General features: G+C 67.7%; 18 protein-coding genes. 9 read left to right on the plus strand and 9 right to left on the minus strand.

Going from position 1 to position 24,089, the window contains the following annotated elements; translation table 11 throughout:
• Positions 1 to 648: 648 nt before the first annotated feature.
• Positions 649 to 1,518, plus strand: coding sequence for an endonuclease/exonuclease/phosphatase family protein (locus OHA03_RS31410; RefSeq protein ID WP_267008233.1), 870 nt, complete (start codon positions 649 to 651; stop codon positions 1,516 to 1,518).
• A gap of 46 nt (positions 1,519 to 1,564) precedes the next feature.
• Here the strand turns inward: OHA03_RS31410 and OHA03_RS31415 are convergent, their stop codons facing one another.
• Positions 1,565 to 2,305 carry a GNAT family N-acetyltransferase gene (locus OHA03_RS31415; protein ID WP_267007087.1) on the minus strand — a complete coding sequence of 247 codons (741 nt, stop codon included), beginning with the start codon at positions 2,303 to 2,305 and terminating at the stop codon, positions 1,565 to 1,567.
• Between the two features lie 268 nt (positions 2,306 to 2,573).
• Here OHA03_RS31415 and OHA03_RS31420 point away from each other — a divergent pair, with 268 nt between their 5' ends.
• Both OHA03_RS31420 and OHA03_RS31425 read left to right on the plus strand, forming a co-directional pair.
• Positions 2,574 to 3,440, plus strand: a complete 867-nt coding sequence (locus OHA03_RS31420; RefSeq protein WP_267008234.1) for a bifunctional 2-polyprenyl-6-hydroxyphenol methylase/3-demethylubiquinol 3-O-methyltransferase UbiG — start codon at positions 2,574 to 2,576, stop codon at positions 3,438 to 3,440.
• Between the two features lie 213 nt (positions 3,441 to 3,653).
• Positions 3,654 to 4,472 carry a hypothetical protein gene (locus OHA03_RS31425; protein ID WP_267007088.1) on the plus strand — a complete coding sequence of 273 codons (819 nt, stop codon included), beginning with the start codon at positions 3,654 to 3,656 and terminating at the stop codon, positions 4,470 to 4,472.
• A gap of 400 nt (positions 4,473 to 4,872) precedes the next feature.
• On the opposite strand, the gene OHA03_RS31430 is transcribed toward OHA03_RS31425, so the two are convergent.
• Both OHA03_RS31430 and OHA03_RS31435 read right to left on the minus strand, forming a co-directional pair.
• Positions 4,873 to 7,500 carry an alpha-L-rhamnosidase C-terminal domain-containing protein gene (locus OHA03_RS31430; protein WP_267007089.1) on the minus strand — a complete coding sequence of 876 codons (2,628 nt, stop codon included), beginning with the start codon at positions 7,498 to 7,500 and terminating at the stop codon, positions 4,873 to 4,875.
• An 82-nt stretch (positions 7,501 to 7,582) separates the two neighbouring features.
• Positions 7,583 to 10,804: an alpha-L-rhamnosidase gene (locus OHA03_RS31435; RefSeq protein ID WP_267007090.1), complete on the minus strand. Its 3,222-nt coding sequence runs from the start codon at positions 10,802 to 10,804 to the stop codon at positions 7,583 to 7,585.
• Positions 10,805 to 11,368: 564 nt separating this feature from the next.
• Between OHA03_RS31435 and OHA03_RS31440 the strand changes: the two genes are divergently transcribed.
• From OHA03_RS31440 to OHA03_RS31460, 5 genes are all read left to right on the plus strand, one after another.
• A complete protein-coding gene (locus OHA03_RS31440) occupies positions 11,369 to 11,794 on the plus strand; it encodes a PPOX class F420-dependent oxidoreductase (RefSeq protein WP_267007091.1) in 426 nt (141 codons plus the stop codon).
• Between the two features lie 305 nt (positions 11,795 to 12,099).
• The gene (locus OHA03_RS31445; RefSeq protein WP_267007092.1) at positions 12,100 to 12,273 is read left to right on the plus strand and encodes a hypothetical protein; all 174 of its coding nucleotides are present in this window, start codon (positions 12,100 to 12,102) and stop codon (positions 12,271 to 12,273) included.
• A complete protein-coding gene (locus OHA03_RS31450; RefSeq protein ID WP_267007093.1) occupies positions 12,273 to 12,605 on the plus strand; it encodes a DJ-1/PfpI family protein in 333 nt (110 codons plus the stop codon). Before OHA03_RS31445 ends, OHA03_RS31450 begins: the two co-directional genes overlap by 1 nt.
• Positions 12,606 to 12,757: 152 nt before the next feature.
• The gene (locus OHA03_RS31455) at positions 12,758 to 13,639 is read left to right on the plus strand and encodes an MBL fold metallo-hydrolase (RefSeq protein ID WP_267007094.1); all 882 of its coding nucleotides are present in this window, start codon (positions 12,758 to 12,760) and stop codon (positions 13,637 to 13,639) included.
• Positions 13,640 to 13,883: 244 nt separating this feature from the next.
• Positions 13,884 to 14,357 (plus strand): carboxymuconolactone decarboxylase family protein, encoded by a 474-nt coding sequence (locus OHA03_RS31460; protein WP_267007095.1) that lies wholly within the window; start codon positions 13,884 to 13,886, stop codon positions 14,355 to 14,357.
• A gap of 324 nt (positions 14,358 to 14,681) precedes the next feature.
• Here OHA03_RS31460 and OHA03_RS31465 read toward each other — a convergent pair whose 3' ends face one another.
• The 5 genes from OHA03_RS31465 to OHA03_RS31485 all read right to left on the minus strand — a co-directional run bounded on the left by OHA03_RS31465 (position 14,682) and on the right by OHA03_RS31485 (position 20,435).
• A complete protein-coding gene (locus tag OHA03_RS31465; RefSeq protein ID WP_267007096.1) occupies positions 14,682 to 15,563 on the minus strand; it encodes a serine hydrolase in 882 nt (293 codons plus the stop codon).
• A 398-nt stretch (positions 15,564 to 15,961) separates the two neighbouring features.
• Entirely contained in the window at positions 15,962 to 16,900 is a 939-nt protein-coding gene (locus OHA03_RS31470; RefSeq protein ID WP_267007097.1) for a carbohydrate ABC transporter permease, read from the minus strand.
• Positions 16,897 to 18,045 carry a carbohydrate ABC transporter permease gene (locus tag OHA03_RS31475; RefSeq protein WP_267007098.1) on the minus strand — a complete coding sequence of 383 codons (1,149 nt, stop codon included), beginning with the start codon at positions 18,043 to 18,045 and terminating at the stop codon, positions 16,897 to 16,899. The genes OHA03_RS31470 and OHA03_RS31475 overlap by 4 nt, the downstream gene beginning before the upstream one ends.
• 5 nt (positions 18,046 to 18,050) lie before the next feature.
• The gene (locus OHA03_RS31480; RefSeq protein WP_267007099.1) at positions 18,051 to 19,295 is read right to left on the minus strand and encodes an extracellular solute-binding protein; all 1,245 of its coding nucleotides are present in this window, start codon (positions 19,293 to 19,295) and stop codon (positions 18,051 to 18,053) included.
• A 90-nt stretch (positions 19,296 to 19,385) separates the two neighbouring features.
• On the minus strand, positions 19,386 to 20,435 hold the full coding sequence (locus OHA03_RS31485) for a LacI family DNA-binding transcriptional regulator (protein WP_267007100.1): 1,050 nt from the start codon (positions 20,433 to 20,435) through the stop codon (positions 19,386 to 19,388).
• A 125-nt stretch (positions 20,436 to 20,560) separates the two neighbouring features.
• On the opposite strand from OHA03_RS31485, the gene OHA03_RS31490 reads away from it, so the two are divergent.
• The gene (locus OHA03_RS31490; RefSeq protein WP_323181274.1) at positions 20,561 to 22,684 is read left to right on the plus strand and encodes a glycogen debranching N-terminal domain-containing protein; all 2,124 of its coding nucleotides are present in this window, start codon (positions 20,561 to 20,563) and stop codon (positions 22,682 to 22,684) included.
• Between the two features lie 233 nt (positions 22,685 to 22,917).
• Here OHA03_RS31490 and OHA03_RS31495 read toward each other — a convergent pair whose 3' ends face one another.
• Entirely contained in the window at positions 22,918 to 24,057 is a 1,140-nt protein-coding gene (locus tag OHA03_RS31495; protein ID WP_267007101.1) for a DUF3103 family protein, read from the minus strand.
• Positions 24,058 to 24,089 lie beyond the last annotated feature (32 nt).

The raw sequence follows: 24,089 nt of genomic DNA on the forward strand, positions 1-24,089 counted from the left end.
CTGGCCGACCGCACAACCACCGTGCCGGACGGTGGTGGGTCTGTTCCCCCGGCAGTTTGCAGCCCGGTCGTGGGACGAGGACGATCCCGATTACGTTCCGGACTTGCCGCCCGCGTGGGCACGCGTGGTTGACGTCGGGTCCTCTCCCGCTGCTCGGTGATCCCGTCTTTGGCCGCCGCGTCCAGGGTGATCGCCCCTCCCTCGATGCGCAGCAGAACAAGTGCGCCACCCGGAATCCCTGGTCGGATCAGATCGGTTCTCCGCGACAGATGCGCTGTTGCGTCCGTCGGTGACGCGGCTCCTGGACGGAGGCGTATGGACGCGATGGCTGGCGGCACTGGCCGGGCAGCACGCTCATCCACCTGGGACACCACCATGTTCCCGGGCCGGAACCTGATCACCGAGCCATGCGTCCTATCGGGCACGTCGTGCTCGCTCCGGGCCGAGGACGGGTCCGAGGCAGGTGGGTGGGACATGGTGAAGCGGGCGACCAGCAGGGTGGCGCCGGAATCCAGGACTACGGCGCCCCGGTGGTGGCCGATTCACGTCGGCCGGTGGCGTCAGCGGTGGGGCAAGGACGCCAAGGGCCAGTCATCCTGGGCGCGTGGGCGTGTTCTCGCGGCGCTTGCCGTGCTGGCCTCCGGCCTGATGGCCTTCCACGCGATCGTGCCCAACGCCGTGGGCCACCTGGGCAGTCTGCTGGAGGCATTCCTGCCCTGGCTCGGCCTGGCCGTCCCGGTGCTGCTCGTCCTGGCCCTGCTGCGCCGCTCGGCCACCGCGCTGGTGTTCCTGCTTCTCCCCGCAGCCGTCTGGGCGAACCTCTTCGGCGGGTTGCTCCTCTCCGGGGACCGCGGTGTTCACGACATCACGGCGCTCCAGCACAACGTCAGTGACGAGAACACCGCTCCTGCCCGTACTGCGGAAGATCTCATCCAGGCCGCGCCGGAGCTCATTGCCCTGGAAGAGCTGACGCCGTCCGCGCTGCCGCTCTATGAGACGGCCCTGGCGACCGACTACCCCTATCACGCCGTTGAAGGCACCGTCGGTCTCTGGTCGAAATACCCGCTGGCAGATGTGCGCCTGGTGGACATCAAGCCCAAGGGGATCGAAGAGGGCTGGAGCCGTGGGTTGCGGGCCGACGCGCGTACGCCGTGGGGCGATATCGCTGTCTACGTCGCCCACCTGCCCTCGGTCCGTGTCCGGCTGAGCGGCTTCGACTCGGGTTGGCGGGACGAAAGTGCCGGACTGCTGGGCGCAGCCATCGCCGCCGAGAAGCTGGACAAGGTGATCCTCCTCGGTGACTTCAACAGCACGGTGGACGATCGCGGGCTGGCCCCTGTCACCTCGCAGATGAACCCGCAGGCACGGGACTTCGCCTTCAGCTGGCCCGCGGTCTTCCCCGTTTCCCGGATCGACCACATCATGACCCGCTCGGCGACCGTCACCGACATCCGGACCCTGCCCGCCACCGGCAGCGACCACCTCCCGATCGCCGCCGGCATCAAACTTGCTTCCTGATCGCCGAGCGTGCTTGTCGGCGAACTCCTCTCAGGGCGGGGCCGACTCAACGGTGCACTGATTCACCGCCGTCGCCGAGGCGAATGCTCAGCTGGGAACCCAGATCCTGGAAGCCCAGCGCAAGTGCCACACGCTTTGACGGATGCGGTCGTGCTCTCCATTGCGGAAGCAGCCCGGCATCCAGTGCATGAGTCGCCGCCGCTGACGCCACGACCCGCGCCAGCCCCCGGCCCCGACAGTCCGGCGCAACCAGCACGCCCAGGTGAGCAACCGACCGCGGCCAAGTTCGATAGCCGGCCGCGGCAACAATGTCGTCACCGTCGCGGAGAACGAACGCAGGAGCGGTGATGTCCGCCAAGCCGCTCTCGCCTGCGTCCTCCTCACCAGCACGAACCAGGAGCGAGGCCAACTCACCGTCGCCGCACATCACCTCCTCGACAACGGCGCCTCCATACGCAGGAAGGAAGTCGGCCCGGTCGAGATAGAAGAGGGAGGCCGGCCCGAGTACGTCGAGGACGGGCAACACGTCACGCAGACGATTCTCATCGACGAGTCCCTCGGGGGACAGCTTCCTTGAAGCGTCCACCATCAGCTTGGCGGCCCGCGCACTCGGCGCGGTGACGATGCCGGCACCTGCGAGGACCACGAGCCCCGTCCACAGCGGCGGACACAACCACGAGCCGGGGGAGACCACAACGTTCGCCCCGCCCGAGGAGAACTCCACTGGCGCCACCGCCAACTCAGTCCACAACTCCCGGGCCCGGCCGAGCAGCAGATCGCTAGTCATGGCCGTATGGTGCCGGGCCCCACGCCCCGGGACAACTGATCGTGGCATCGTCGCAGGAAACCCGGCCGCGCAACCGTCCGCCTCGCAGCTTCGGAAGTTCGAATCCCGCTTTGCCCGGTTCGCCGTCCGGGGCCTGGCGTGGTCGATTGAGGCAGGGACCACCGAGCTGGGGGCGACGGGCTGCGCCGATGGTCGCCGGCGGCCGTCGAGCCGTGGAATCATCGGGCCGCCGGGCAGGCACTGTCTCTGCGAAGGGTGGTGGGTGCATGTGGTTGCCGACTGGGAGTGGGACGACACGTTGTTCCTGGGCACGGCCGTCCACTATCAGCGTGGAAGGCTGCCGTACGCCCCCGGGCTGGCGGACATGCTCGCCGAGGTTCTGAGGCTCGACGGGCGAGGGCGTCTCGTCGACGTGGGCTGTGGACCGGGCACCCTTGCCCTGAGCCTGGCGCACTTGTTCCGCGAGATCGTCGGCGTGGACCCGGACAGTGGGATGATCGCCGAAGCCAGGCGCGGGGCCGCCGAGCGTGGAGTGACCGGGAAGGCGCAGTGGGTGCGGGCCCGGGCCGAGGATCTGCCCGCGGGTCTTGGAAGGTTCACGGTCGCGACCTTCGGCCAGTCCTTCCACTGGATGGATCGCGACCTGGTGGCGGCAACCGTCAGGGACATGCTCCAGTCCGGCGGGGCGCTGGTGCACATCTCGGACTTGAAGACGGAGACCCGAGCCGTCGACGGTCTTCCATATCCGGCACCCCCTTATGCGGCAGTGGAGGAGCTGGTCAGGCACTACCTGGGGCCGGTCCGACGAGCCGGCCGGGGGACGCTGCCGCACGGAACACCCGGCGGTGAGGCGGCGGTGCTCACCCGGGCGGGATTCGCCGGTCCTCAGCGCCATGTAGTGCCCGGCGGGCAGGCGTTGGAGCGCACCGATGACGATGTCGTCGCGTGGGCGTTCTCGATGTCGTTCTCGGCTCCGCACCTGTTCGGCGCGCGCCGCGACGACTTCGAAGCGGACCTGCGTCGACTGCTGCGGGAGGTCTCCCCGTCGGGCAGGTTCTCCGAACGCCGGCCGAGCACCGAGGTCTTCGTCTGGTGGAAAGGCACCGCCGAACCAGGACCCGTGCCAACCCCGTGACTCCTTCCGCGCAGGCCAAGCGTGACTGCACTCCGGTCGGTGGGCCGAGTACGTTCGGAACTCACATCCGGCGTGTTCGTGGCATCGGCTGGTCCGACCCCACCCCGAGGCGCGCCCTCCGCGACGCTGACCTGCGTAATTGTGACCGAGCAGCCATTGACAGCTGCATGGACCGTTACGGAGAGTGTTGATCTCGTCAACCGGGGTGGGAACGTGGAACGACAGCAGTACGTGGAGCGGTGCTCAGAGCTCTTCGAGGTAGGCGGCTATGCCGCTGTCCGGACGACGGCTGAGGCCGGCCTCAAGGAGCTCGGGCCGGATCCGGATCTCTTCCGCTGGCTCGGACAGGCACACGCGGCGGAGGACGAGGACGACCATGACACCGAAGCCGAGGCCGCCTATCGGCAGGGTCTCGCGCTCGCACCGGACGATCTCGGCCTCCTGGTGTCGTACCTGGAGCTGTGCCTTCGCTCCGACTCCTTCACCTATCCGGGACGCTCGAAGCGCGCGGTGGACATGCAGGCGAGGATCGAGGAACTGGCGCCGCCCGGGTCGTCCGAACGCCGGCGCGTCGACGACGCGGTCGGCTGGGCGGGCCGCGGTTACTGGGACGACCTGAAGGCCGGCGCTGCCATGGGACGGCTTCAGGGGGCAGCCGCCGCGGAACAGAGCGTGCTGGTCACGGACGCACTGCGGCGATCCGCCCGCGGCGAGTTCGCCGGGGATGGGGGAGAGGACCTTCAGGCGGCGGAGCTGGCTGCGGCGGTCGAGCTTCTGCGGGGGCGTCGATATGCGTGGATACGCCTACTGCTCGCCCATCGAGTCGCAGCGTACGTGTGGACCTTCGTCATGTCCTTCGGCGTCAACAAGGCGCTCGTGTGGAGCGGAGTGCTGGACTTCAGCCTGTGGGGCTGGCTGTTCTGGATTCCGGTGCTCACCGCAGAGGCCAAACTTCGCCAGGCCAAGAGACCGGGCCGGCAACGGGTCGTCGCGCGCATGCAGGAACGCCACGAGCGGACGGACGCCGCGTGAGCGGCGATGCACAGAGTCGGCCCATTCCGGGCACTTCAGTCGAGCATAAGAAGTAGCGCAGGTCAGCTGCTACGCCATAGACGCAACCGAAACGGGCTGTCCCGTCTCCAGCGCGTCGGCCGGCGAATCCCACCCGCTGATGTGCTCCTTGCCGAACCGGCCCCGTAACCGCCCGCCGAGGGCGCGTTACGGGGCGGGTCCGCGTTCGAGGTTCACGCAGCTCCGGTCGGAGACTCGTCCCGGGCATTGTCCGCCGCGCACGGATCGAGGTACGCGCTGACCGCGGTCGCACGTGCGGGCAGGACGGAGATGAACTCGCCCGGTCCCCGCCCCTCAGCCATGGCGGAGAGAGCAGGTCACCCGGACCGGCCGGGCTGCCGGCAGAACTCAAGCTTCAGCCTCAACTCTCGCGCATCACCGTGAACCGGTGTGTGCCCTGATCGAGGCCGGAGACAGTCACGTACCCGGCCTCGGGACGCACCGCGGATGTGGTCGCCCTGCCGTTCTTCCAGAGCGTCCGGCCGCCGGAGTACACGGTGACGCGGTGGCCGTTCGTGGGCAGGGCCACGGCACCGAGCGTGCCCCGCGGAGCCCGCACGGTCAGAGTGAACGTCGCGTCCTTGCGAACCCACTCCACGCCCAACGGGCCCTGTGGGGTGGGAAGTTCGCCCTGTGCCCAGTTCACCGATCCGGGATGCGGACGTACCTCCCAAGTGGAGTACCCGGGCGACGTCGGCTTCGCGCCGAGCAGTTGGTGGGTGAGCGCAGGCAGGACCCCGGTGGACCAGCCGTGCGCCATGCTCGTGTAGGCGTCCTCGTACAGCGAGCCGTCCGGGCCGATGCCCTCCCACTGGGTGATGCCGGGGTCGTGGCTGTCCATCCATCCGTAGGTGCGCTTGATCTGGTCGATCGCCGAGTCGGCCAGGCCGGTCTCGAAGCGCGCCACGAACTCCGGGTAGGAAGTGAAGGCGTACACGCGCTGGGAGGCGCCTCCGAAGAGCGTGTCGTTGTCCATGAATGCGTTGCCGTAACGGCGCTTTGTCGTTTTGTCGAGGTGAGCCAGCGCCGCGGCTGCCCGTTCGGAGTCGGCCACGCCTGAGGTGATGGCGATGGCGTTGCCGTCCTGGGCGTGCCGGACCGCGCCGGTCGCGGAGTCCAGATACGCTCCCGCGGACTCGTCCCACAGGTGGGTGTTGATCGCCTGAGCGACCTTCTTGGCCCGCTCCTGCCATCGTTGCGCGTCCCCGGCATGGCCCAGATGGACGGCGATGCGTGCCGCGTCGCCCAAGGCCTGTACGTAGTTGGCGTTGTAGTAGGTGACCCGGCCGGTGCGGCCGAGGAACGCGTAGTCGCCGTAGCCGGCCGTTCCGTTGAGTCCCTTGCTCAGCAGCCCCGCATCGTCCGTGACGCTCGGGTACCAGGTGTCGAGCACCTTGAGCAGCTGCGGGTAGTAGCGCGCCGCATAGTCCCGGTCCCCGGTGTAGAGCAGGTAATCCCAGCTGCACGTCACCCACCACAACGGGTAGTCGAACAGAGGAAGGGTGTAGTTGTTGATCGAGGCCGGCGGGATCCATCCGTCGTCCCGCTGGTGTTCGGCGAGGTCGGCCAGCACGTTGCGGGCAGCCTCGGCCACTTCGTCGTGGGTGAGGTAGAGGGTGCGACCAGACACCGCGAGGTCGCCGACATAGGGGTCGCGGTCCCGCTTGGGACCGTCGTGCAGGACCAGCTTGCCGTCCAGCGAGGCGCTGAAGGCGTTGCGGGGATCCACGTCGTCCTTGCGGAAGGTGTCGACGACCAACTCGTTCGTGTAGGACGCGCCGTACCAGTAGCGGTTCAACTCCTCGTCGGAGCAGAGGAACCAGCCCCGGTAGGAGTCCGGTGTGCCGACGTATGCCGTGAAGTCGAGCGACACCGCGTCGACGGCCACAGTGCCCCAGGGCTGGGCGGCGGGTGCGTCGGACGGCAGGGCGTCCAGCGTGATCTTGAGATAGCGGAAGCCGTGCAGTCCGTCGGCGTACACCTTGTCGCCGTCCGAACCGTAGCCCTTCTTGTCCGTCCATGATGCGCCGCCCGCCGGTACGGCGTACTGATCGGTGCCCTGCCCGGCGCCTCCCGCCTGGTCGGCGCGGGTGAAGTCGGAGCGGTCGGTGAGGTACTGCAGCGTCTCGGAGAATGCGAGGCGCACCCCGGGGTGGTTGTCCGAGGCCCAGGCGAAGTCCACCTTCGGGTACCCGACGACGACCTTGCCGAAGTCGAGCGTCACACTGGGGGCCACCACCGGGTCCACGGCTTCCGGCCAGACCTCGTTGATACGGGTGAACACGCCCCGGCCGAGGTCCTGGGCGGCGGTGACCGTGATCCGTACCCGAGTCGTGGAGACCGGAGTGTCGAAGCGGACGGCGCGCTGCACGGCACTGTTGCCGGTGACCGTGGCGACCGTCCGCCACGCCGAGGCCGCCCATACGGCCACAGTGAAAGCGGTCGGCACCCCGTCCGTGCTGGACACCACTGTCAGGCCCGACAGCTCCTGCTCCTCGGGCGTGGTGAGCGTCAGGCTGTCGGGGAAGTCGCGCTCGGTGTCGTCGTTCCAGAACGTGCCGAGGTCGCCGTCGACGGCATTCCCGGCCTCGTACGTGCGCGGCCGGCCGTCGTTACCGTTGTTGCCCGCGTGTGTGGAGGACGCCTCGACGGTGGTTCCCTCCGGCCAGCGGGGCGCCGCGGGCGGCTGGGCGCGGCGCAGGACAGTGACCTTGCCGCCGGATGTCAGGAGGGCGTCGGGCCGCGTCACGTCACCGTCCGACCGGACGATCCGTACCGGCCGCACCATGCGCCCGGTCGGTCCTTGTACATAACGGTGCCAGGACCCGGCCGCGGGCAGGCGGCCGGACACGGTGGGCCCTGTGGCCGCTGCCGGGCCGGCCGCCGTCAGTGGAAGCCCGGCGGCCGCGGCCAGCACCGCACCGCCGAAGCCCACTTCGAGCACCGTTCGCCGATTCGGCCCCGATGTTGTCTTCACTTCATCCGTCATGCTGGCGTGCCTCCATCTGCGCGCACCGTCCATGCGCGGGTGATTCGATGTGGATCGGGCGTCACCGGAACGTCGTTACAGCTCAGCTGGAGAATCGGTGCGTGCCGGAGCCCGCAGCGAAGACGGCGCAGCCGTCCTCCATCCGGATGAACTCCGAGGTTCCATGGGTGACTTGGGCAGCCTCGGTGGCGGGGATCCATACCTCGGCGGTGGTGTTGGCGGGCACCGTGAGGGCGAGGCGGAATCCGTCTTCGTCCACTTTCCAGCGGGTGGTGACTGGGCCGCGGACGGAGTCGTAGCGTCCCTCCGCCTCGGTTACGCCACCGCCCGGGCGGGGCCGGACAAGGATCTTCCGGAATCCCGGTGCGGCCGGTGCGATACCCGCGATGTTCGCGTACATCCACTCGCCCACGGAACCGTACGCGTAGTGGTTGAAGGAATTCATTCCGGCGTCCTGGAAGCTGCCGTCGGGCTTGATGGAGTCCCAGCGCTCCCACATCGTCGTCGCGCCCTTGTCGATCTGGTAACCCCAGCTGGGGAAGGACCGCTGGACGAGCAGCCGGTAGGCGACATCGGTATGACCCGTCGAGGTGAGCACGGGCAACAGGCGAGGGGTGCCGAGGAATCCGGTCGAGAGATGCCAGTCCTTGGCCTTGATGAGTTCGACGAGTCGGTCGGCCGCGGGTCCCCGGTCGGCTTCCGCCAGCAGGTCCATGGACAGGGCCAGCACATACGCGGTCTGCGTATCGCCCTTCACCCTGCCGCCGCTCGAGACGTACGCCGCGCGGAAGGCGTCACGGACGCTTGCGAAGAGTGCGGTATACGGTGCCGGGTCCTTTCCGAGGGCCCGAGCGGCCCGGGCGACGAGGTCTGCGGCATGGGCGAAGTACGCGGTGCCGATGACGTCCTTGGGGGTCTCGTCCTGGATGTTGAGCCAGTCGCCGTAGCCCTCGGCCGGCCGCAGGAAGCCGCTGCTGTGCTTCTCCAGGTACTCGAGCCACTTCAGCATCGAGGGCCAGGACTGATCGAGGACCCGGGTGTCGCCGTACGCCTGGTACAGCGCCCAGGGCACGGTCACCCCGGCATCGCCCCAGCCCGCCACACCCTTGCCGACCGTGCCGACGAAGGGAGCCACATCGGTGAACGCGCCGTCGTCCGACTGACCGTCACGCAGGTCGACGAGCCATTTGGTGAGGAAGCGTCCCGACTCCATGTTGTACGCGGCCGTCGGCGCGAAGACATTGATGTCGCCGGTCCAGCCGAGCCGCTCGTCGCGTGCCGGGGTGTCGGTGGGTATGGAGACGAAGTTGCCGCGCTGCCCCCAAGTGATGTTGCTGTGCAGCTGGTTGAGCATCGGAACGTTCGTCGAGAAGTCCATGGTGAAGGGTGCATCGGTGTGGATGACACGCCCCACCACGGCGTTCAGCGGTGGCTTGCCCGGATAGCCCGTCACCTCGACGTAGCGGAAGCCGTGGAAGGTGAAGCGAGGCTCGTACGTCTCCTTGCCGCCACCCTTGAGGGTGTACGTGTCGGTGGCGCGGGCGGAGCGCAGGTTGGTGGTGTAGATCGTGCCGTCCGGGTTGAGGACCTCCGCGTGGCGCAGCCGCACGGCCGTCCCCGCCTTGCCCGAGACGGTGAGGCGGACCGCGCCGACCATGTTCTGGCCGAGGTCGTAGACGAAGACACCGGGCTTCGGCTCGGTCATCTTCCTGGCGGGCAGCGTGCGCTCCACGCGCGTGGGGCCGCCGGCTTCGGCCACGAGAGCGGCGCTCACCTTGTCGACGGCGTCGGCCGCCACCCAGGCGGAGTCGTCGAATCCGGGGTGTGTCCAGCCCTCGGTCTCCAGGCGGGCGTCGTACTCCTCGCCCGACATGATGTCGGCGCTCGTGACGGGACCGATCGCGGCCCGCCAGTCGGTGCCGGAGAGCACACGCTCGGTCGAGCCGTCGGCGTAGGTGACCTCCAACTGGGCGAGGAACGCCGGTCGTTCGCCGTACTGGTGCGGGCCGAACATGCCGACATTCCCTGCGTACCAGCCGGTGGCGACGGTCACGCCGAGGGCGTTGGCCCCGGCCCGGACCAGTTTCGTCACGTCGTACGTCTGGTACTGGACCCGCTTGCGGTAGTCCGTCCAGCCGGGCGCGAGCCGGTCCTCGCCGACCCGCTCGCCGTTGAGATGAGCCTCGTACAGGCCCAGAGCTGTGGAGTACAGCCGCGCCCGGGCGACGGAAGAGCGCTTCAGACGGAACTCGTGGCGCAGCTGAGCGGCGGGCGATGAGGACGGTGTCACCTTTCCCCACGGGCCCGAACCCCACTTCGCGAGCGCTTTCGCCTGCTGCCAGGAGGTGTCGTCGAAAGCGGCGGAACGCCAGTCCCCGGCCGGCTCTTCATCGACGGCTTTCCAGTCGGCTCCGGTGACGAAGGCGTGCACCCCGTCTGCGGTGGTCAGCTCGAGGAGTCCGAGCAGACCGGCGGGCGAGGCCGTGGCGTTGGTGGCGGATACGGCGATCATCGAGGCGCCGGTCTGCAGGTGGGCGGTCACGTCGACGAGGACGGGGCGGCGCCAGTTCTCCGCCGGCCCATCCGCTTCGGCGTGCGCGACCTGCGTCCCGTTCACGTACGCGGTGTAGCCGTCGTCGGCGGTCATGACCAGGCGTGCACGGGTCACCCCTGCGGGGATGTCGACACGGCCGCGGAAGAAGCGGGTCCCCGCGGGAGCTCCGGCGGCCGGGTCGCCCTCCGGGAACCAGATCCACGAGGCATCGTCCAGCACGGGGGCGCCGATCAGCTCGGCGGGCGCGCCGATCCACTGCGCGGACCAGTCGGACCGGGCCGTCAGACCGGTCTCCCACCAGGACGGCTCGCTCCATGCGGAGGCTTTGCCCCCGGCGTCCCAGACACGCACCGACCAGTAGTAGCGGGTACGTGACGAGAGCGCGGGTCCCGCGTACGGCACCAGTACGGAGTCCGGGGACATGACTTTGCCGCTGTCCCACACGTCGGGCTTCGCGAGGCGTCCCGGGGAGCCGGCGACGCGTATCTGATAGGCGGTCTGCACCTGGCCCGGCTTGTCGGACGCCAGGGGCCAGCTCAGCCTGGGTTGTGGCACGTCAAGTCCGAGCGGGTGGCTCACATACTCGACGGTCGGTCCGTTGACGCGCACGCCCTGCGTCACGTCTGTTCCTCCGGCGGCGGCCCCAGGGACTTGAGCTGCCTGCGCGGCGGCGCCCGGTGCGGCGGAGGCTATGGCCGTCCCCAGGGCTGCCGTGGCGGTCGTGCTGAGCAGTCGTCTTCTGCTGATCATGCTCGGCTCCATACGACTCGGCGATGAATCGTTTCAGGCATGGAAACTAGAGTGAGTGAAGTGACCTGTCAAGGGTTTGGGCGGGGACGCAAAGGGTTCAAAGATTTGCAAGTCCGCGCCATTGACGCCGTTCATGGTGCGAGGCTAGGTTCCGTGGAATCTACTTGAAACCTTTCACGGTCGACCCTTTCCTGACCCGTCCTCTCGGACCCGATCGGTGCTGTTCCATGGAACGGCGGAGGTCTTCACGCATGCCTCGGTCGTAGAGTTCGCCGACATATTCGCCGCGTGAGCGGTGGGTGGTGAGGGGCACGTGAGACCGGGCAGCGGATGCCTTGCGCGCGGGCCGCGGGGAACTTTCGGAGACTACGCATCTCTTGGCGCCGGCAGCGGTCACGGCTGCCGGTTGCGCGGTTCCGACTCGTACACGAGCGGGCCGACTTCACCGTCCGCCGGGCCCTGGGTGCGCGTCCCCGGTGACCCGTCTCAGTGAACGTGCCGTGATCTGCGGTCGTTCGGAGCGAGCGACACATAGGGTGAGCTCGTGGCAGTAAGGATCAAGCTATGAGCGGTTTGCCGCGTGAACTGCGAGAGTTGATCGCGTCCGGGCCCATGGTTCACCTGAGCACGATCAACCCCGACGGGAGCCCGCAGGTGACCGTCATCTGGATCGGGCTGGACGGCGATGATCTCGTCAGTGGTCACATGTCGCACCATGTGAAGCTGCGCAACATCGAGCGCGACCCACGGGTCGTATTGTCCTTCGACGCACCGCGGGTGCCCGGCGTCTTCTTGAACGAGTACGCCGTGTTGCGGGCGCGGGCCGAAGTTCAGCCGCGCGACGACGCATGGGATTTGCTCAACCGCTTGGCGAAGGTCTACATGTCCCATGACGCCGAATTCCCGGCGCCGAGGGGCCCCGGCTATGTCGTGCGCTACTCCGGCGAGCGCACCGGCGGCGTCGGTCCGTGGGCGTCCACCTCGCGCTGAGTTGCGGGCCAACGGCATACGCATGGATCGCCACTCTCGGTTACGGGTGGTTGGTCGAGTTCTCCAGGTCTACGGTTGAAGAGGGTGCGATGTGAGCGGAGGCGATGCGTCGTGGCTGCAACCAAAAGAATTCTGGTCGTTGTCACCAATGTCGATGAATACAAGAAATCCGGCATGAGGACGGGAATTTGGCTGGGTGAGTTGACCCACTTCTGGGATGTGGCGGAGCCCAGCGGATTCTCGATGGATATCGCAAGCCCGTCCGGAGGGAAGGTCCCCATCGACCCGAGAGCCTGTCGCATGAGGTGCTGGCGGAGCTGAACACCGGGAAGCGGTACGAGAACAGAAGGTTCATGGATCTCCTCGAGGACACCAAGAAGATCTCAGAGGTGAACGTCGAAGACTACGACGCGATTTACCTCACCGGCGGCCATGGAGTCATGTTCGACTTTCCCCAGAGTCAGGATCTGAAAGCCTGATGGGCAAGTTCTATGAGACAGGTCGAGTCGTGTCGACGGTTTGCCACGGGGTAACCGGATTGCTGAATGTGACCCTGAGCGACGGGGAGCCCCTGGTCAGGGGAAAGAGTGTCACCGGGTTCTCCTGGCCCGAAGAGGAACTGGCGAACAGGGCGCAGGCGGTTCCCTACAACCTGCAGGAAGAGCTGAAGACGCTCGGTGCCAAGTACAGTAAGGCCGATGAGCCGTTCGAAACCTACGTCGTCGAAGAAGGACGGCTGATAACCGGTCAGAACCCGGGCAGTGCCAGAGCTGTCGCCGAAGCCGTTGTCCGGCAGTTGACTGCAGCATGACGCAAAGGGGAGTGGGGACCGGCTCATCGAGCCCAGCGGATGAACCGTTGATCAACTCGATCTGCGCGTAGTAGATTCGGCCCGGAGACGCGAATCTATGGGGACGTGCGCGCCGTACCCGGCCTGCTGAGACGACGCGCTCAGGAGAGGTCATGGGCGGAAGCGAAACGCAGGTCGATTTTGTGTCGGAGGCGCCCGAGCCTCGCCTGCCGGCCGTCAACTGGATCCACGGATCCCCGTCGGCGAAACACAACACGGACCCCGATATCCAGGTCCACGCGTACGACGAGCACACGTTCATCCTGCGCCAGAACATGGCGATCAACTACGAGGCGCCGTTCCTGTTCCTGATCTTCGGCAACACTCGAGCTGTACTCATCGATACCGGAGCCACCGAGTCCGCCCAGTTCTTTCCGCTGCGCAGGGTTGTCGACGACCTGGTCGGGCGGTGGTTGGCCGAGCATCCCCGGGACGGCTACACGTTGCTCGTCCTGCACACCCACGGCCACGGCGACCACATCGCGGCCGACGCACAGTTCACCGACCGTCCCCACACCACGGTCGTACGGGCGGATCGGAGCAGTGCCTGGGGCTACTTCGGTTTCAATGACAACCCGGACCGGGTGGCCCGGGTCGACCTCGGCGGCCGAGTGCTGGAGTGTCTCGCCACCCCCGGCCACCATGAGGCGGCCATCACCTTCTACGACCCGCACACCGGATTCCTGCTCACCGGCGACACGGTGTACCCGGGGCGGCTTTATGTCGAGGACTGGGTCGCCTTCGGAAGAACTGTCGACCGCTTGATCGCGTTCGCTGACACCCGACCCGTCACCCACATCCTCGGCTGCCACATCGAGATGACCAACGAGCCCGGTGTGGACTACCCGGTCCTGACCACGTATCAGCCCGACGAGCCACCGCTGCAGATGACCATCAGCCAACTGCGCAGCATTCGCGAAGCGATGGACGAGATCGGCGGCCGACCCGGACGGCACGTTTTCCCCAGCTTCATCATCTGCAACGGAGACGCGTGAGCAGTCGCGGAATCCGGGCGATTCAGGTCACCGCCTACCACCCTCCGAGATCCAGGCGGTTTCGTCCGGATCATCGGTCGTGATGAGCGGGGCGACGACGTCTCGGCAGCGGTCCTGAACGCCGTCGCAGGTCTCTCCTGCCGCGGTGCGACACGGGTGACGCACGTCACATGTGGTCCTGTCACGTCCGGCCGAGTTGTTCCGTCAGGGATGTGTAGGCACCGACAACGGCAAGGAGGGCACCATGGATGCTCGTTTGAACCTCTTCGGCAACCCGGTCGCAACCAAGTTCCTGGGGCACGTCGTCTCGGCGGGCAAGGCGGTCTCGGGCTCGACGCTGCCGGCCGCGACGCAGGAGCTGGTGAAGATCCGCGCCAGCCAGATCAATGGCTGCGGCTTCTGCACCGACATGCACACCAAGGACGCCGCACATGCCGGGGAGACCTCGACGCGCCTCAACCTGGTCGCGGCCTGGCGCGAGGCCACGGTGTTCAGTGATGCCGAGCGCGCTGCCCTGGAGCTGGCGGAGCAGGGCACCCGCATCGCCGACGCGGCCGGTGGTGTCACGGACGAGGCCTGGGCGAACGCCGCCAAGCACTACGACGAGGAACAGCTCGCCGCCCTGGTGTCTCTGATCGCCCTGATCAACGCGTTCAACCGCGTGAACGTCATCGTCCGGCAGCCCGCCGGCGACTACCAGCCCGGCCAGTTCGGATAGGCAGGATTGCCTGGCCGGGACCGCCGGTGCCCTGCACCTGCATCGGCACACACCCCGGGTGCCCCTCGTCGGGACCCGGGGCGTTGTGCCGGTCCGCCCGACGGACCGGCTGATGTTCCTGGTCGGTCCGCCGCGGGACCGGCCGACGGCGTGGTCGTCCGGATCGTCGGCCGGGGCGCCTTGGTGCGGGCGCCGGCCGCATGCGGGTGGGCACGAACGATCGTGGAGTCCACCGCAACGTTCCAGTTCAACTCATACACAACCCGCGACCCATATGGGACTCAGGTCACTGGGGTCGGGGCTCGTCCGGTCGATGGCTCGCTGTCAACCCGCACCGGTCAGGTCGCGATGGATGACGCGGGCAGCTCCTTCGATGGTGGCGACGCCGTAATCCATGGTGAGGTTGCCGCTCGACAGGACAGCCATGCCGTAGTCGTGACCGCTGCCGGTGAAGGCGCCGACGCTGTGCACCCGCCATCCGTCGGTCGCCCGCGGCAGCCACCCGTTCTTGACGTGAACCGTTGCCGAAGCGGGCGATCCCGCGGGCACCCCCCACCTCTGGCCGGGGGTGACGTGCTCCATCAGATCGAGAGCGTAGGCGCGCGAGGTCGCGGTGAGCACTGAGTTCTCCGTCGTCAGCAGCTGCATCAGCCGGAGCTCGTCACCGGCGGTGATCTGGGTGAGCCCCCAGCTTCCACCGGAACCCGGAACGGTGTGCCGCATGTCTGCCAGGGCCAGGAACTTCTCGAAGCCGACGGATCCGATCTGGTGCCAGAGAGCGGAGGTCGCGTCGTTGTCGGACTCGGTGATCATCGCGGTGGTCAGTTTCACCTCCTGCGGAGTCAGCTTCCGGTGCGCCTCCTCGGCCTGCCGCAGCAGTGCTCCGAGCACCGTGACTTTGACAACACTGGCGGAGTCGAAGTGTGTGTCGGCCCTGAGCTCGCAGGTGGTTCCGGTGATCCGGTCGTAGAGGGCCAGCGCCGAGGTGTCCTGCCGCCCGTCGAGAGCACCGGCTATGTCATGGGACAGGCGGGAAGCCAGGCTTGGCTTCTGCGAGGTGCAGACGACCTTCGAACCACCCACTGTGGCGCCGGCCGTGCTTGCCGAGGCCGGGGCGGCCGTGGTGAATACGGCGAGCAATGAGCTTGTGGCCAGGACAGCGGCCACGCCGCGCCGAGAGCAGGTCAATATGTGCGATCCATACATGAAGGCTATGTCCTGTCCTGCTGCGTGTCGGAGTTCATCTCGCCGGATCTCGCGCGGCTGGGGAGAGTCGGCTCCCGCCACGCTTGCTTTCAACCGCTCGGCAAGGTGGGCTGCGGCAGGTGGCTGCCCTGGCACCTGTGTGGGCCGCAGAGAATCAATGAATGGGGAGAATGGCCGAGCCAAATCGGCTTGGATCCCCATTTGATATCTCAAAGCGACCATACGTTCTGAGGAGACAGGAATTTCAAATAAAGTGGGTGAATTGTCCGATATGAGAACCATGTCGGCATGTGATATTCGCCAAACAGGCGGCCTCGGGAGCGGGGATCCAGAGCGCCGACGCGGCAGGACAGCCGGCAGCACGCTTCGGCTCCGTCAGCCACTGTCGGCGCCGAAGGTCACTCCTTGACCGCCCCCTCGTTGGCGCCGCTCACGAAGTAGCGCTGGAAGCAGAAGAACAGCGCGGCCACCGGGATGGTGGAGAGCAGAGCTGCCGTCAGCTTCAGCGGATACTGCGTGCCGCCGCCGAGACCTCCCGAGACAAAGCGGGCCAGGCCCGTGGTGAGTGTCTCGTACTGGCCAGACTGGGTGCTGACGAGGAAGTGCGTGAACTCGTTCCACGACCCCTGGAACGACAGGATCGTCAGGGTGATCAACGCCGGTCTGGCCATCGGCAGGACTACGGACCAGAAGATCCGGAACACGCCTGCCCCGTCGACCCGCGCGGCCTCCTCGACCTCGCGCGGCACCGATTCGAAGAACTGTTTCATGATGAAGATGCCTGCCGCGTCCACCAGCAACGGCAGGATCATGCCGGTGTACGTGTCGAAGAGCCCGAAGGTGTTGAGCACCAGGAACTTCGGGATGAGCAGCGCCACTCCGGGCACCGCCATCACTGAGAGCACGAAGCCGAACAGTGCCGAGCGGCCCCGGAAGCGCAGCCGCGCCAACGCGTACCCCGCCATCGAGTCGAACAGCACCCGGCCCGCAGTCACCAGTACCGCCACCAGCGCCGAGTTGCTGAGCCAGCGCAGGAAGGGAACCCCTTCCGAGGCTTGGCTCAGCCCGAACAGCCGCTGATACGCGGCCGTCGTCGGAGTGGTGGGCAACAGGGCCAGCGGATGTGCGGCGGCATCCGGGTCCGTCTTGAAACCGGTCACCAGCTGGAGGACGAACGGCAGCAGATAGAGCAGACCCAGCCCCAGCACCACGGCGTACCCCAGCAACCGCGCCGGCAGCGGGAAACGGCTGAGGACGGGGTGCCGTCGTTCGCGCGATGCGCGACGGCGAGGGGTCCGCCGAACCCGGTCGCGTACGGCCGTACCGGCGGCGGTCATCGGTTCCTCCCGGTGTGTGCGCCACGCTCCCGCAGCGCCCAGCGCTGGAACGCGGTCAGAATGAGGATCAAGGCCAGCAGGATGAACGCGATCGCCGAGCCCTGCCCGAAGTCCGCATTGTCGAACCCCGCGGAGTACGACAGGAATGCGGGCGTCAGCGTCGTGTTGCCCGGAGCGCCCTGGCCCATCACGTACACCTGGTCGAAGACCTGCCAGGTGGAGATCAGTCCCAGCGTGAGGACCAGGAACAGCACGGGACGCAGAGCGGGCAGCGTCACGTACCGAAGCATCTGGCGGCGGTTGACCCCTTCGATGGCGGCCGACTCCTCCAGCTCCCGCGGGATGTTCTGGAGCGCCGCGAGGAAGATCAGCATGAAACTGCCCGAGGTGGTCCACACGGCGAGCAGGATGATCGTGCACATCGCGACCGAGGGGCCTGCGAGCCACTCGAACCACGACAGCCCCATCAGGGAGTGATCGGCCAGTACTCCGGCAGGCCGTTCAGGATCGACGATTCCCAGACCGCTCAGAATGAGGGAGAGCACTCCGCGCGGGTCCGCGAACCAGTTCGGTCCCTTGAGCCCGATCCAGGACAGCATGGAGTTGACGGCTCCGCTGCCCTGGAAGAGGAAGAGGAAGACCGTGGAGACGGCGATGGAGCTGGTGACCGACGGGAAGAAGAACGTTGTACGGAGCGCGCCCCGCCCCCGCAGCAGTTTCTGGTTGACGATCAGGGCCAGTGCCAGCGCCAGCACGGTCTGCAGAGGGACGGTCAACAGTACGTAATAGGCGTTGTTGCGCAGGGACGTCGCGAAGAGCGTGCGGTCGAGTCCGTCCTGGGTGAGCAGCGTGCGGTAGTTGTCCAGACCGACGAAATCGGCCTGACCGGAGAACGGGTTGGACTGTCCGTCCCAGTGCAGCAGGCTCACCCACAGCGCCATCAGGATGGGAAGCACCATGAAGAGGCCGAGGACGAGCACCATGGGGCTGACGAACAGCCAGCCCCAGGTGCCCTCCCCGCGAAGGCCCGCGCGCGGAGCGTGAGCCTTCGCAGTCGTACCGGTTCTGCCAGGTGCGCTGTCAGGTGCGCCGGGCGAGCCGGTCGTGGGGGGAGTGGCGCTCGCGCGCATCGTGCGGATGGGCATGGGGCTCAGTTGCCCTTCACGATCGCCTGTTCGCCGTTGCGCTGAAGGTCGGCGAGGATCTTCTTCGGGTCGGCGGTGCGCAGCGACTGCAGATCGGTGTTGAACTGGCTCAGGACCTTGTCGAACCCGGCGATCGTCACCGGGCCCTGCGCGTAGGCGTTGCCGTCCACCCAGGCCTTGGCGGCCGGCTGCTTCTCGGCGTACGTCTCGAGCGCACTCGTCCGCGACGGCATGACACCGAAAGCGTCGGCGAATGCGAGCTCTTGCTTCGCGGAGGTGAGGTACTTCACGAGGTCGACGCCCGCCGCACGGTGCGCGCTGTCGGCGGCGACGCCCCAGCAGTTGCTGAAGGCGAGGGTGCCCTTGCCGGCCGGCCCTTCGGGCAGCGGCGCGATGGCGTACTTCACATCGGGGTAGTCGAGCTTCATACCGCCGTCGAGCCAGTTGCCTTCGATGGTCATCGCGGCCTTGCCCTTGCCGAGCGCCTCACCGCCCCAGCTGGTGTCCACCTGCTTCGCGAATTTCATCGAGCCCGACTTGAGCAGGGACTGGACGAAGGCGAGTCCCTTGGCGTTCTCGGGAGTGTCGGCGGTCATCTTCTTCTGGTCCGCGTCGGTGAGCCAGCCACCGGCCTGCTTCATGAAGACGCCGAGTCGCTGGTACTCGTCGCTGGTGACCAGACCGGTGACGCCGTTGCCCGTGAGCTTGTCCGCGACGGTCTTCAGTTCCTCCCAGCTCTTCGGATAGTCCTTCTCCGTCAGCCCGGCCTTCTTCCACAGATCGGTGTTGATGGCGAGGCCGAGGGGGGAGGTGTCCTTCGGCAGACAGACCAGCTTTCCGTTGTACGAGAACGAGGCGCGCAGCTGCTCGGAGAAGTCGTCGGCGTCGGATATCCGGTCCCCGTACGCGTAGAGCGAGCCGCCCTTCGCGTAGTTCGCGAACTGGTCGGAGTTGACGTAGAAGACGTCCGGCGGCTTGTGCCCGGCGAAGGACTGAGCAAGCTGCTGGTTCATGTCCTTGGCGACTTCGACCGTGACCGTGTTGCCCGACCTCTTCGCATACGCGGCGGTGGCGGCCTTGACCGCCTGGGTTTCGGCGTCCCCCGAGGTGGCGATCAGTACCGTCAGATTCTGCTTGCCGGCCTTGTCCTGCTCGGGCTCCTTGTCGCTGCCGAAGCTGGATGAGCAGCCGGTGGCGGCCAGCAGCGCCGCGCAGGTGGCGAGGGCGGCGACGGCCGTACGGGTGACCATGAGTTCCTCCAGAAGGCATAACTTGCGGCTCAGCTGCCCGGAAAGGGCGTGCTGTGAATCGATGGCCCGTGAACGGGCACGGGGAGTGGTTCAGTTGCCCGACGCGGGTGTGCTGTCACGCACGACGAGAGACGGTTCGAGCAGGACGCGCTCAGGCGGAGCGTCGGGTTCCGACATTCGGGCCAGCAGAAGACGGACACATTCGCGGCCGACGGCCTCCAGTGGCTGGGCGACGGTGGACAGTCCGGGGGAGAGGAGCGCCGCTGTGGGGGAGTCGTCGAAGCCGACGACGGCGACATCCGTGCCCGGAACGGCTTGTCGCTCACGCAGGGCCTGATAGCAGCCCAGTGCGAGCATGTCGCTGGCGGCGACCACGGCCGTCGCGCCCGCGTCGAGCAGCGGTCCGGCGGCGGCCTGTGCCGAGGTGATGTCATCGATGCTCTGCGCCCGCTTGCCGCGCACCGGAAGGCCGTGCCGCTGCATGGCGCGCTGCCAGCCCTCGGCGCGGTCGTCGCCGACTCCGGAGCCGCGCGGCCAGCCGAGAAAGGCGATCTTGCGATGCCCGATACCGACCAGATGCTCGACTGCGGAGTCCGTGCCCGAGGCGCCGTCGACATCCACCCAGTCGCCTATCTGCCGGCCGGACCACATCCGGCCGAAGCCCACGAATGGCACACCGCGCTTCTCCAGCCAGGCCTGGCGCCTGTCGCCCCGCTCGGTGCCACTCAGCACGAAACCATCCACGCTGTGCAGGTCGAGGAGCTCCTCGTACCCATCGAGGCCTGAGCTGCCAGGGGGCGAGGCGAAGAGCAGAATCCGGTAGCCGGCCTCGTCGGCGGTCTGGGACAAGGCGTGCAGAAACCGGTCCATGACCGGGGCCGAGGTGCCGGGGGCGGTGGGACGTATGCCGTAGCCGATGAGTCTGCTGGAGCGGGTGCGCAGGGTCTGGGCGGCTCGATGCGGGCGATAGCCCAGCTCGTCGATGGTGCGGCGGACCCGCTCCAGGGTCTCCGGGCGCAGCAGTTCGGGTGAGTTGATGGCGTTGGACACTGTTTGCGGAGAAACGCCGGCCCGCCGCGCGACCGTGGCCAGAGTCACCGAACCGGCCTTGGACGCGGGGGTGTTGGGGGAGCGGGGCATGGCTGTCTCCGGAACTGGTTGTGCGAACCGACTAGTTGATTGGAGCGTTCCAATACCGTTGTCAACGCTGTGAAGTCGTAGTTAGGGTTCTTGGAACGCTCCAATGCCTGAGAGGTTCTGCTCTGTTGGACACCACTGTCAAGACCCACGACATGACGAACTCCGACGCGGGGCCCGGTCCTTCGGCCGAAGGCCTCCAGCCATTCCTGCATGACGCCTGTGTGACGCTGTACGCCCCGAGCTTCGCGATCTCGCACGCCGACGGACAGATCGACGGTTCGGCCGACGGCTTCTACCACGGCGACAGCAGAGCGCTCGCCCGTCTGACCGTCGCGGCAGACGGAATCGCGATTGCGCCGGTACGGGGAGGCTTCGAAGGAGCGGACCGGGCGGCCTTTCGCGCTGTGCTGCGCGGTCTGGGTGAGGAGACTCCGGACCCGGCGGTCACCCTGCACCGGCGCCGCTGCGTCACCCCCGGGCACCTGGAGGAGACTCTCGAAGTCGCCAACGCAGGACGGCAGAACGTCCGTCTCCGGCTGATTGTCACTGCCGGGACCGACCTCGCCCCGATGGAGCGCATCAAGGCCGGACACGCGCAGAGCCCGGTCTCCGCCACCGCCACCGGGAGCGGACTCGACTGGTCACGGGACACCTTCGCCGTACGCCTCACCAGCTCTCCGGAGCCCGCCACCGTCGACCCGGCCGCCGGACGGCTGGAGTACGACATCGAACTCACCCCACGCTCGTCATGGATCGCCGTGCTGCACTGTGACGCGGCTCATGAGGACGGCGATCAGTTCCCCGCGCCCCCGGCGGACAGCCTGCCCTGGCGCACACCGGTACTGCGCAGCGCCGACCGGCGCTTGGACCAGTGGCTGAGCCAGTCGGCCGCCGACCTCGACCGGCTGCGGCTGACCGATCCGGACGTGCCCGCCGACCAGTTCCTGGCCGCCGGAGCCCCGTGGTTCCTCACCCTCTTCGGCCGCGACTCCCTGTGGGCGGCCCGTATGCTGCTGCCGCTGGGAACCGATCTCGCCGCCGGTACGCTGCGCACCCTCGCCCGCCGCCAAGGCGTGAAGTCCGACCAGGACACCGAGGAACAGCCCGGCAAGATCCTGCACGAAGTGCGCCGAGCCACCCAGAACTTCAACGAGAACTTCTCCCTGCCGCCCTGCTACTACGGCACGGTCGACGCCACTCCGCTCTGGATCACCCTGCTGCACGACGCCTGGCGCTGGGGCCTCGAGCCCGAACAGGTGGAGCAGCTCCTGCCGCACGCGGAGTCCGCCCTCGCCTGGATGCGCGACCATGGGGACGCGGACGGAGACGGATTTCTGAAGTACATCGACCGCACCGGACGTGGCCTGGCCAACCAGGGCTGGAAGGACTCGGGCGACTCCATCCGGTATCGCGACGGCCGCTTCGCCACGTCTCCGATCGCGCTCTGCGAGGTCCAGGCATACGCATACGAGGCGGCCCGCGGCGGCGCCGACCTGCTGCGCGCCTTCGGCCGCCCCGGCGCCGACCGGTGGGAGGAGTGGGCCGAGCGGCTGCGTGACCGCTTCCGCAGCCACTTCTGGGTGGAGGACGAGCGGGGTCCGTACCCGGCCGTCGCGCTCGACGGGGACAAGAAGCCGGTGGACTCGGTCACCTCGGGCTTCGGCCAGCTGCTGGGCACCGGCCTGCTCAGCCACGAGGAGAGTGCCCTGCTCGCCGCCAGGCTCGGCGCGCCCGACCTCGACTCCGGCCATGGCCTGCGGACCCTGAGCAGCGACTCCGTGGCCTACAACCCGTACGGCTATCACATCGGTTCCATCTGGCCGCACGACACCGCGATCGCGGTACACGGCCTGGTCAGGGCCGGGTTCCCGGAAACGGCCGCGTCACTTTCCGGGGGGCTGCTGACCGCTTCCGCGGGGTTCGACGCGCGGCTTCCCGAGCTGTTCGCCGGTCATGGCGCGGCGACCGACGCCCGGCCCTCGCCCTATCCGGCGTCCTGCCGTCCCCAGGCCTGGGCGGCGGCCTCGTCCGTCATGATCCTCCAGTCGATGCTGGGGCTCTCTGCCGATGTCCCCGGCGGAACGCTCACGGTCGCGCCCGGATTCGCGGAGGAATACCGGCCGCTGAAGGTCGAGGGCCTCGACATCGCCGGCGGGCGGCTGGACATCTCCATCGAGGCCGACGGTACGGCGCACATCGAGGCGCCGAACGGCCTGGTGGTGAAAAGGGAGCACATGACACCCCGTTGAAGCGGAGCGGCTGTGCCCGCCGGGCACTGGTCGTCGGCGACGTCGATACCGCCACCCTCGCCCCACACGTCGCACGCCGAAAGCATCTCCAGGTCTCGACGGGCGGTGGGGTCGAACCCATCGTTTCTCTTCCTTCGGTGATCATCAGTGATCGTTCGGAGAGGAACGGCCGGTGCCCGGAAACACGGAAGGCCGCCCCTCGGGCGGCCTTCGCGAGTCTTGCGTACGCGCAGTCAGAACTGTTCGACGAAGTACGGTTCGACCGTCATCCAGCCGTTGCCGGCCGCCCCGTTACGGCGACCCGAGTCACTCCGGGCGAGGGTGTACCAGGAGTCGACGTAGTCCGGGTCGTCGGTCCACCAGGAGGTGGGGATGGCCGCCAGGATCGCGTTCACCAGCGGAATGTACGCCCCCTGATCCGTGATGGTGAGCAGGGCCGTGGTGAGAGCCTGGGCGAGGGCCTGATAGTTCGTGTCGCCGTCGTCCTCCATCATCACGGCGTCGGCGAGGTTGTACTTGTAGTTCGACCAGTTGACCAGGATCTGGTTGGGGTAATAGACGACGCCGTCGTTGTTCAGATAGGGCATGTCCACCGTGTCCACGCGCGCCTTGCCGTCCAGCCCGAAGCCGGTGACGAGCGTGTACACCTCGGCGTCACCCTTGACCCAGGGCTCCTCGTCGTCGGCCAGCTCGACGGATGTGACGCGGGTGGACCACCAGCCGCCGGCGGCCAGTTGCGTCTGCGGCCGGGGGGCGGCGACACCGTGCTTCGCGAATTCTGCTCTCAGGACGCCCAGGCCCGCCGCGAGGGCTTTGGAGACGTCGATGTCCACCACGTAGACGGGTCTTTGGGGCACCTCATGGGCGTCGAGGGTGTGCGCACGTCCGTGGCTGTCATATGCGGTGATCGTCGAGGCGTCGTCGTCGGCCGGTGCAGCGGCGACCAGCGGGACGGCCTCACCGGTCAGGTCCTTGCGCATCGAGGCGTCGCCGAGGCGGACGCGCAGCAGCGAACCGGTGCTCGCGGCCAGCCCCTTGGCCGCAGCGATGCGGCGGTCCGCCTCGCGGACCGCCGGGATCAGGGCCTTGCCGCTCCGGGTGGTGGCCCGAGCCGCCAGGGCCTGCACATCGACCTGGGCGGATGAGAGGGCCGCGCTGCGTACCTGCGACCGCCAGCCCGCATCCGCCAGCGAGACGGCGAGGGATCGGGCGGCATCGTCCTCGATACCGCGGATGGTGGACGGCGCCGCGGCGGACGGCTGGGCCGTGGGCGCCTCGGCTGACGCCGATACGGCTCCCTGCGCCGTGGCGGTGGTGACCGCGGTGAGAAGGACGGCCACGAGGGCGGTACGACGCAACTGCTTCTTGCTCAAGAGATCCTCCTGATGCCGAACGCTGGCTCCGC

The sequence above is a fragment of the Streptomyces sp. NBC_00154 genome (genome assembly GCF_026342835.1).
Lineage (GTDB): Bacteria > Actinomycetota > Actinomycetes > Streptomycetales > Streptomycetaceae > Streptomyces.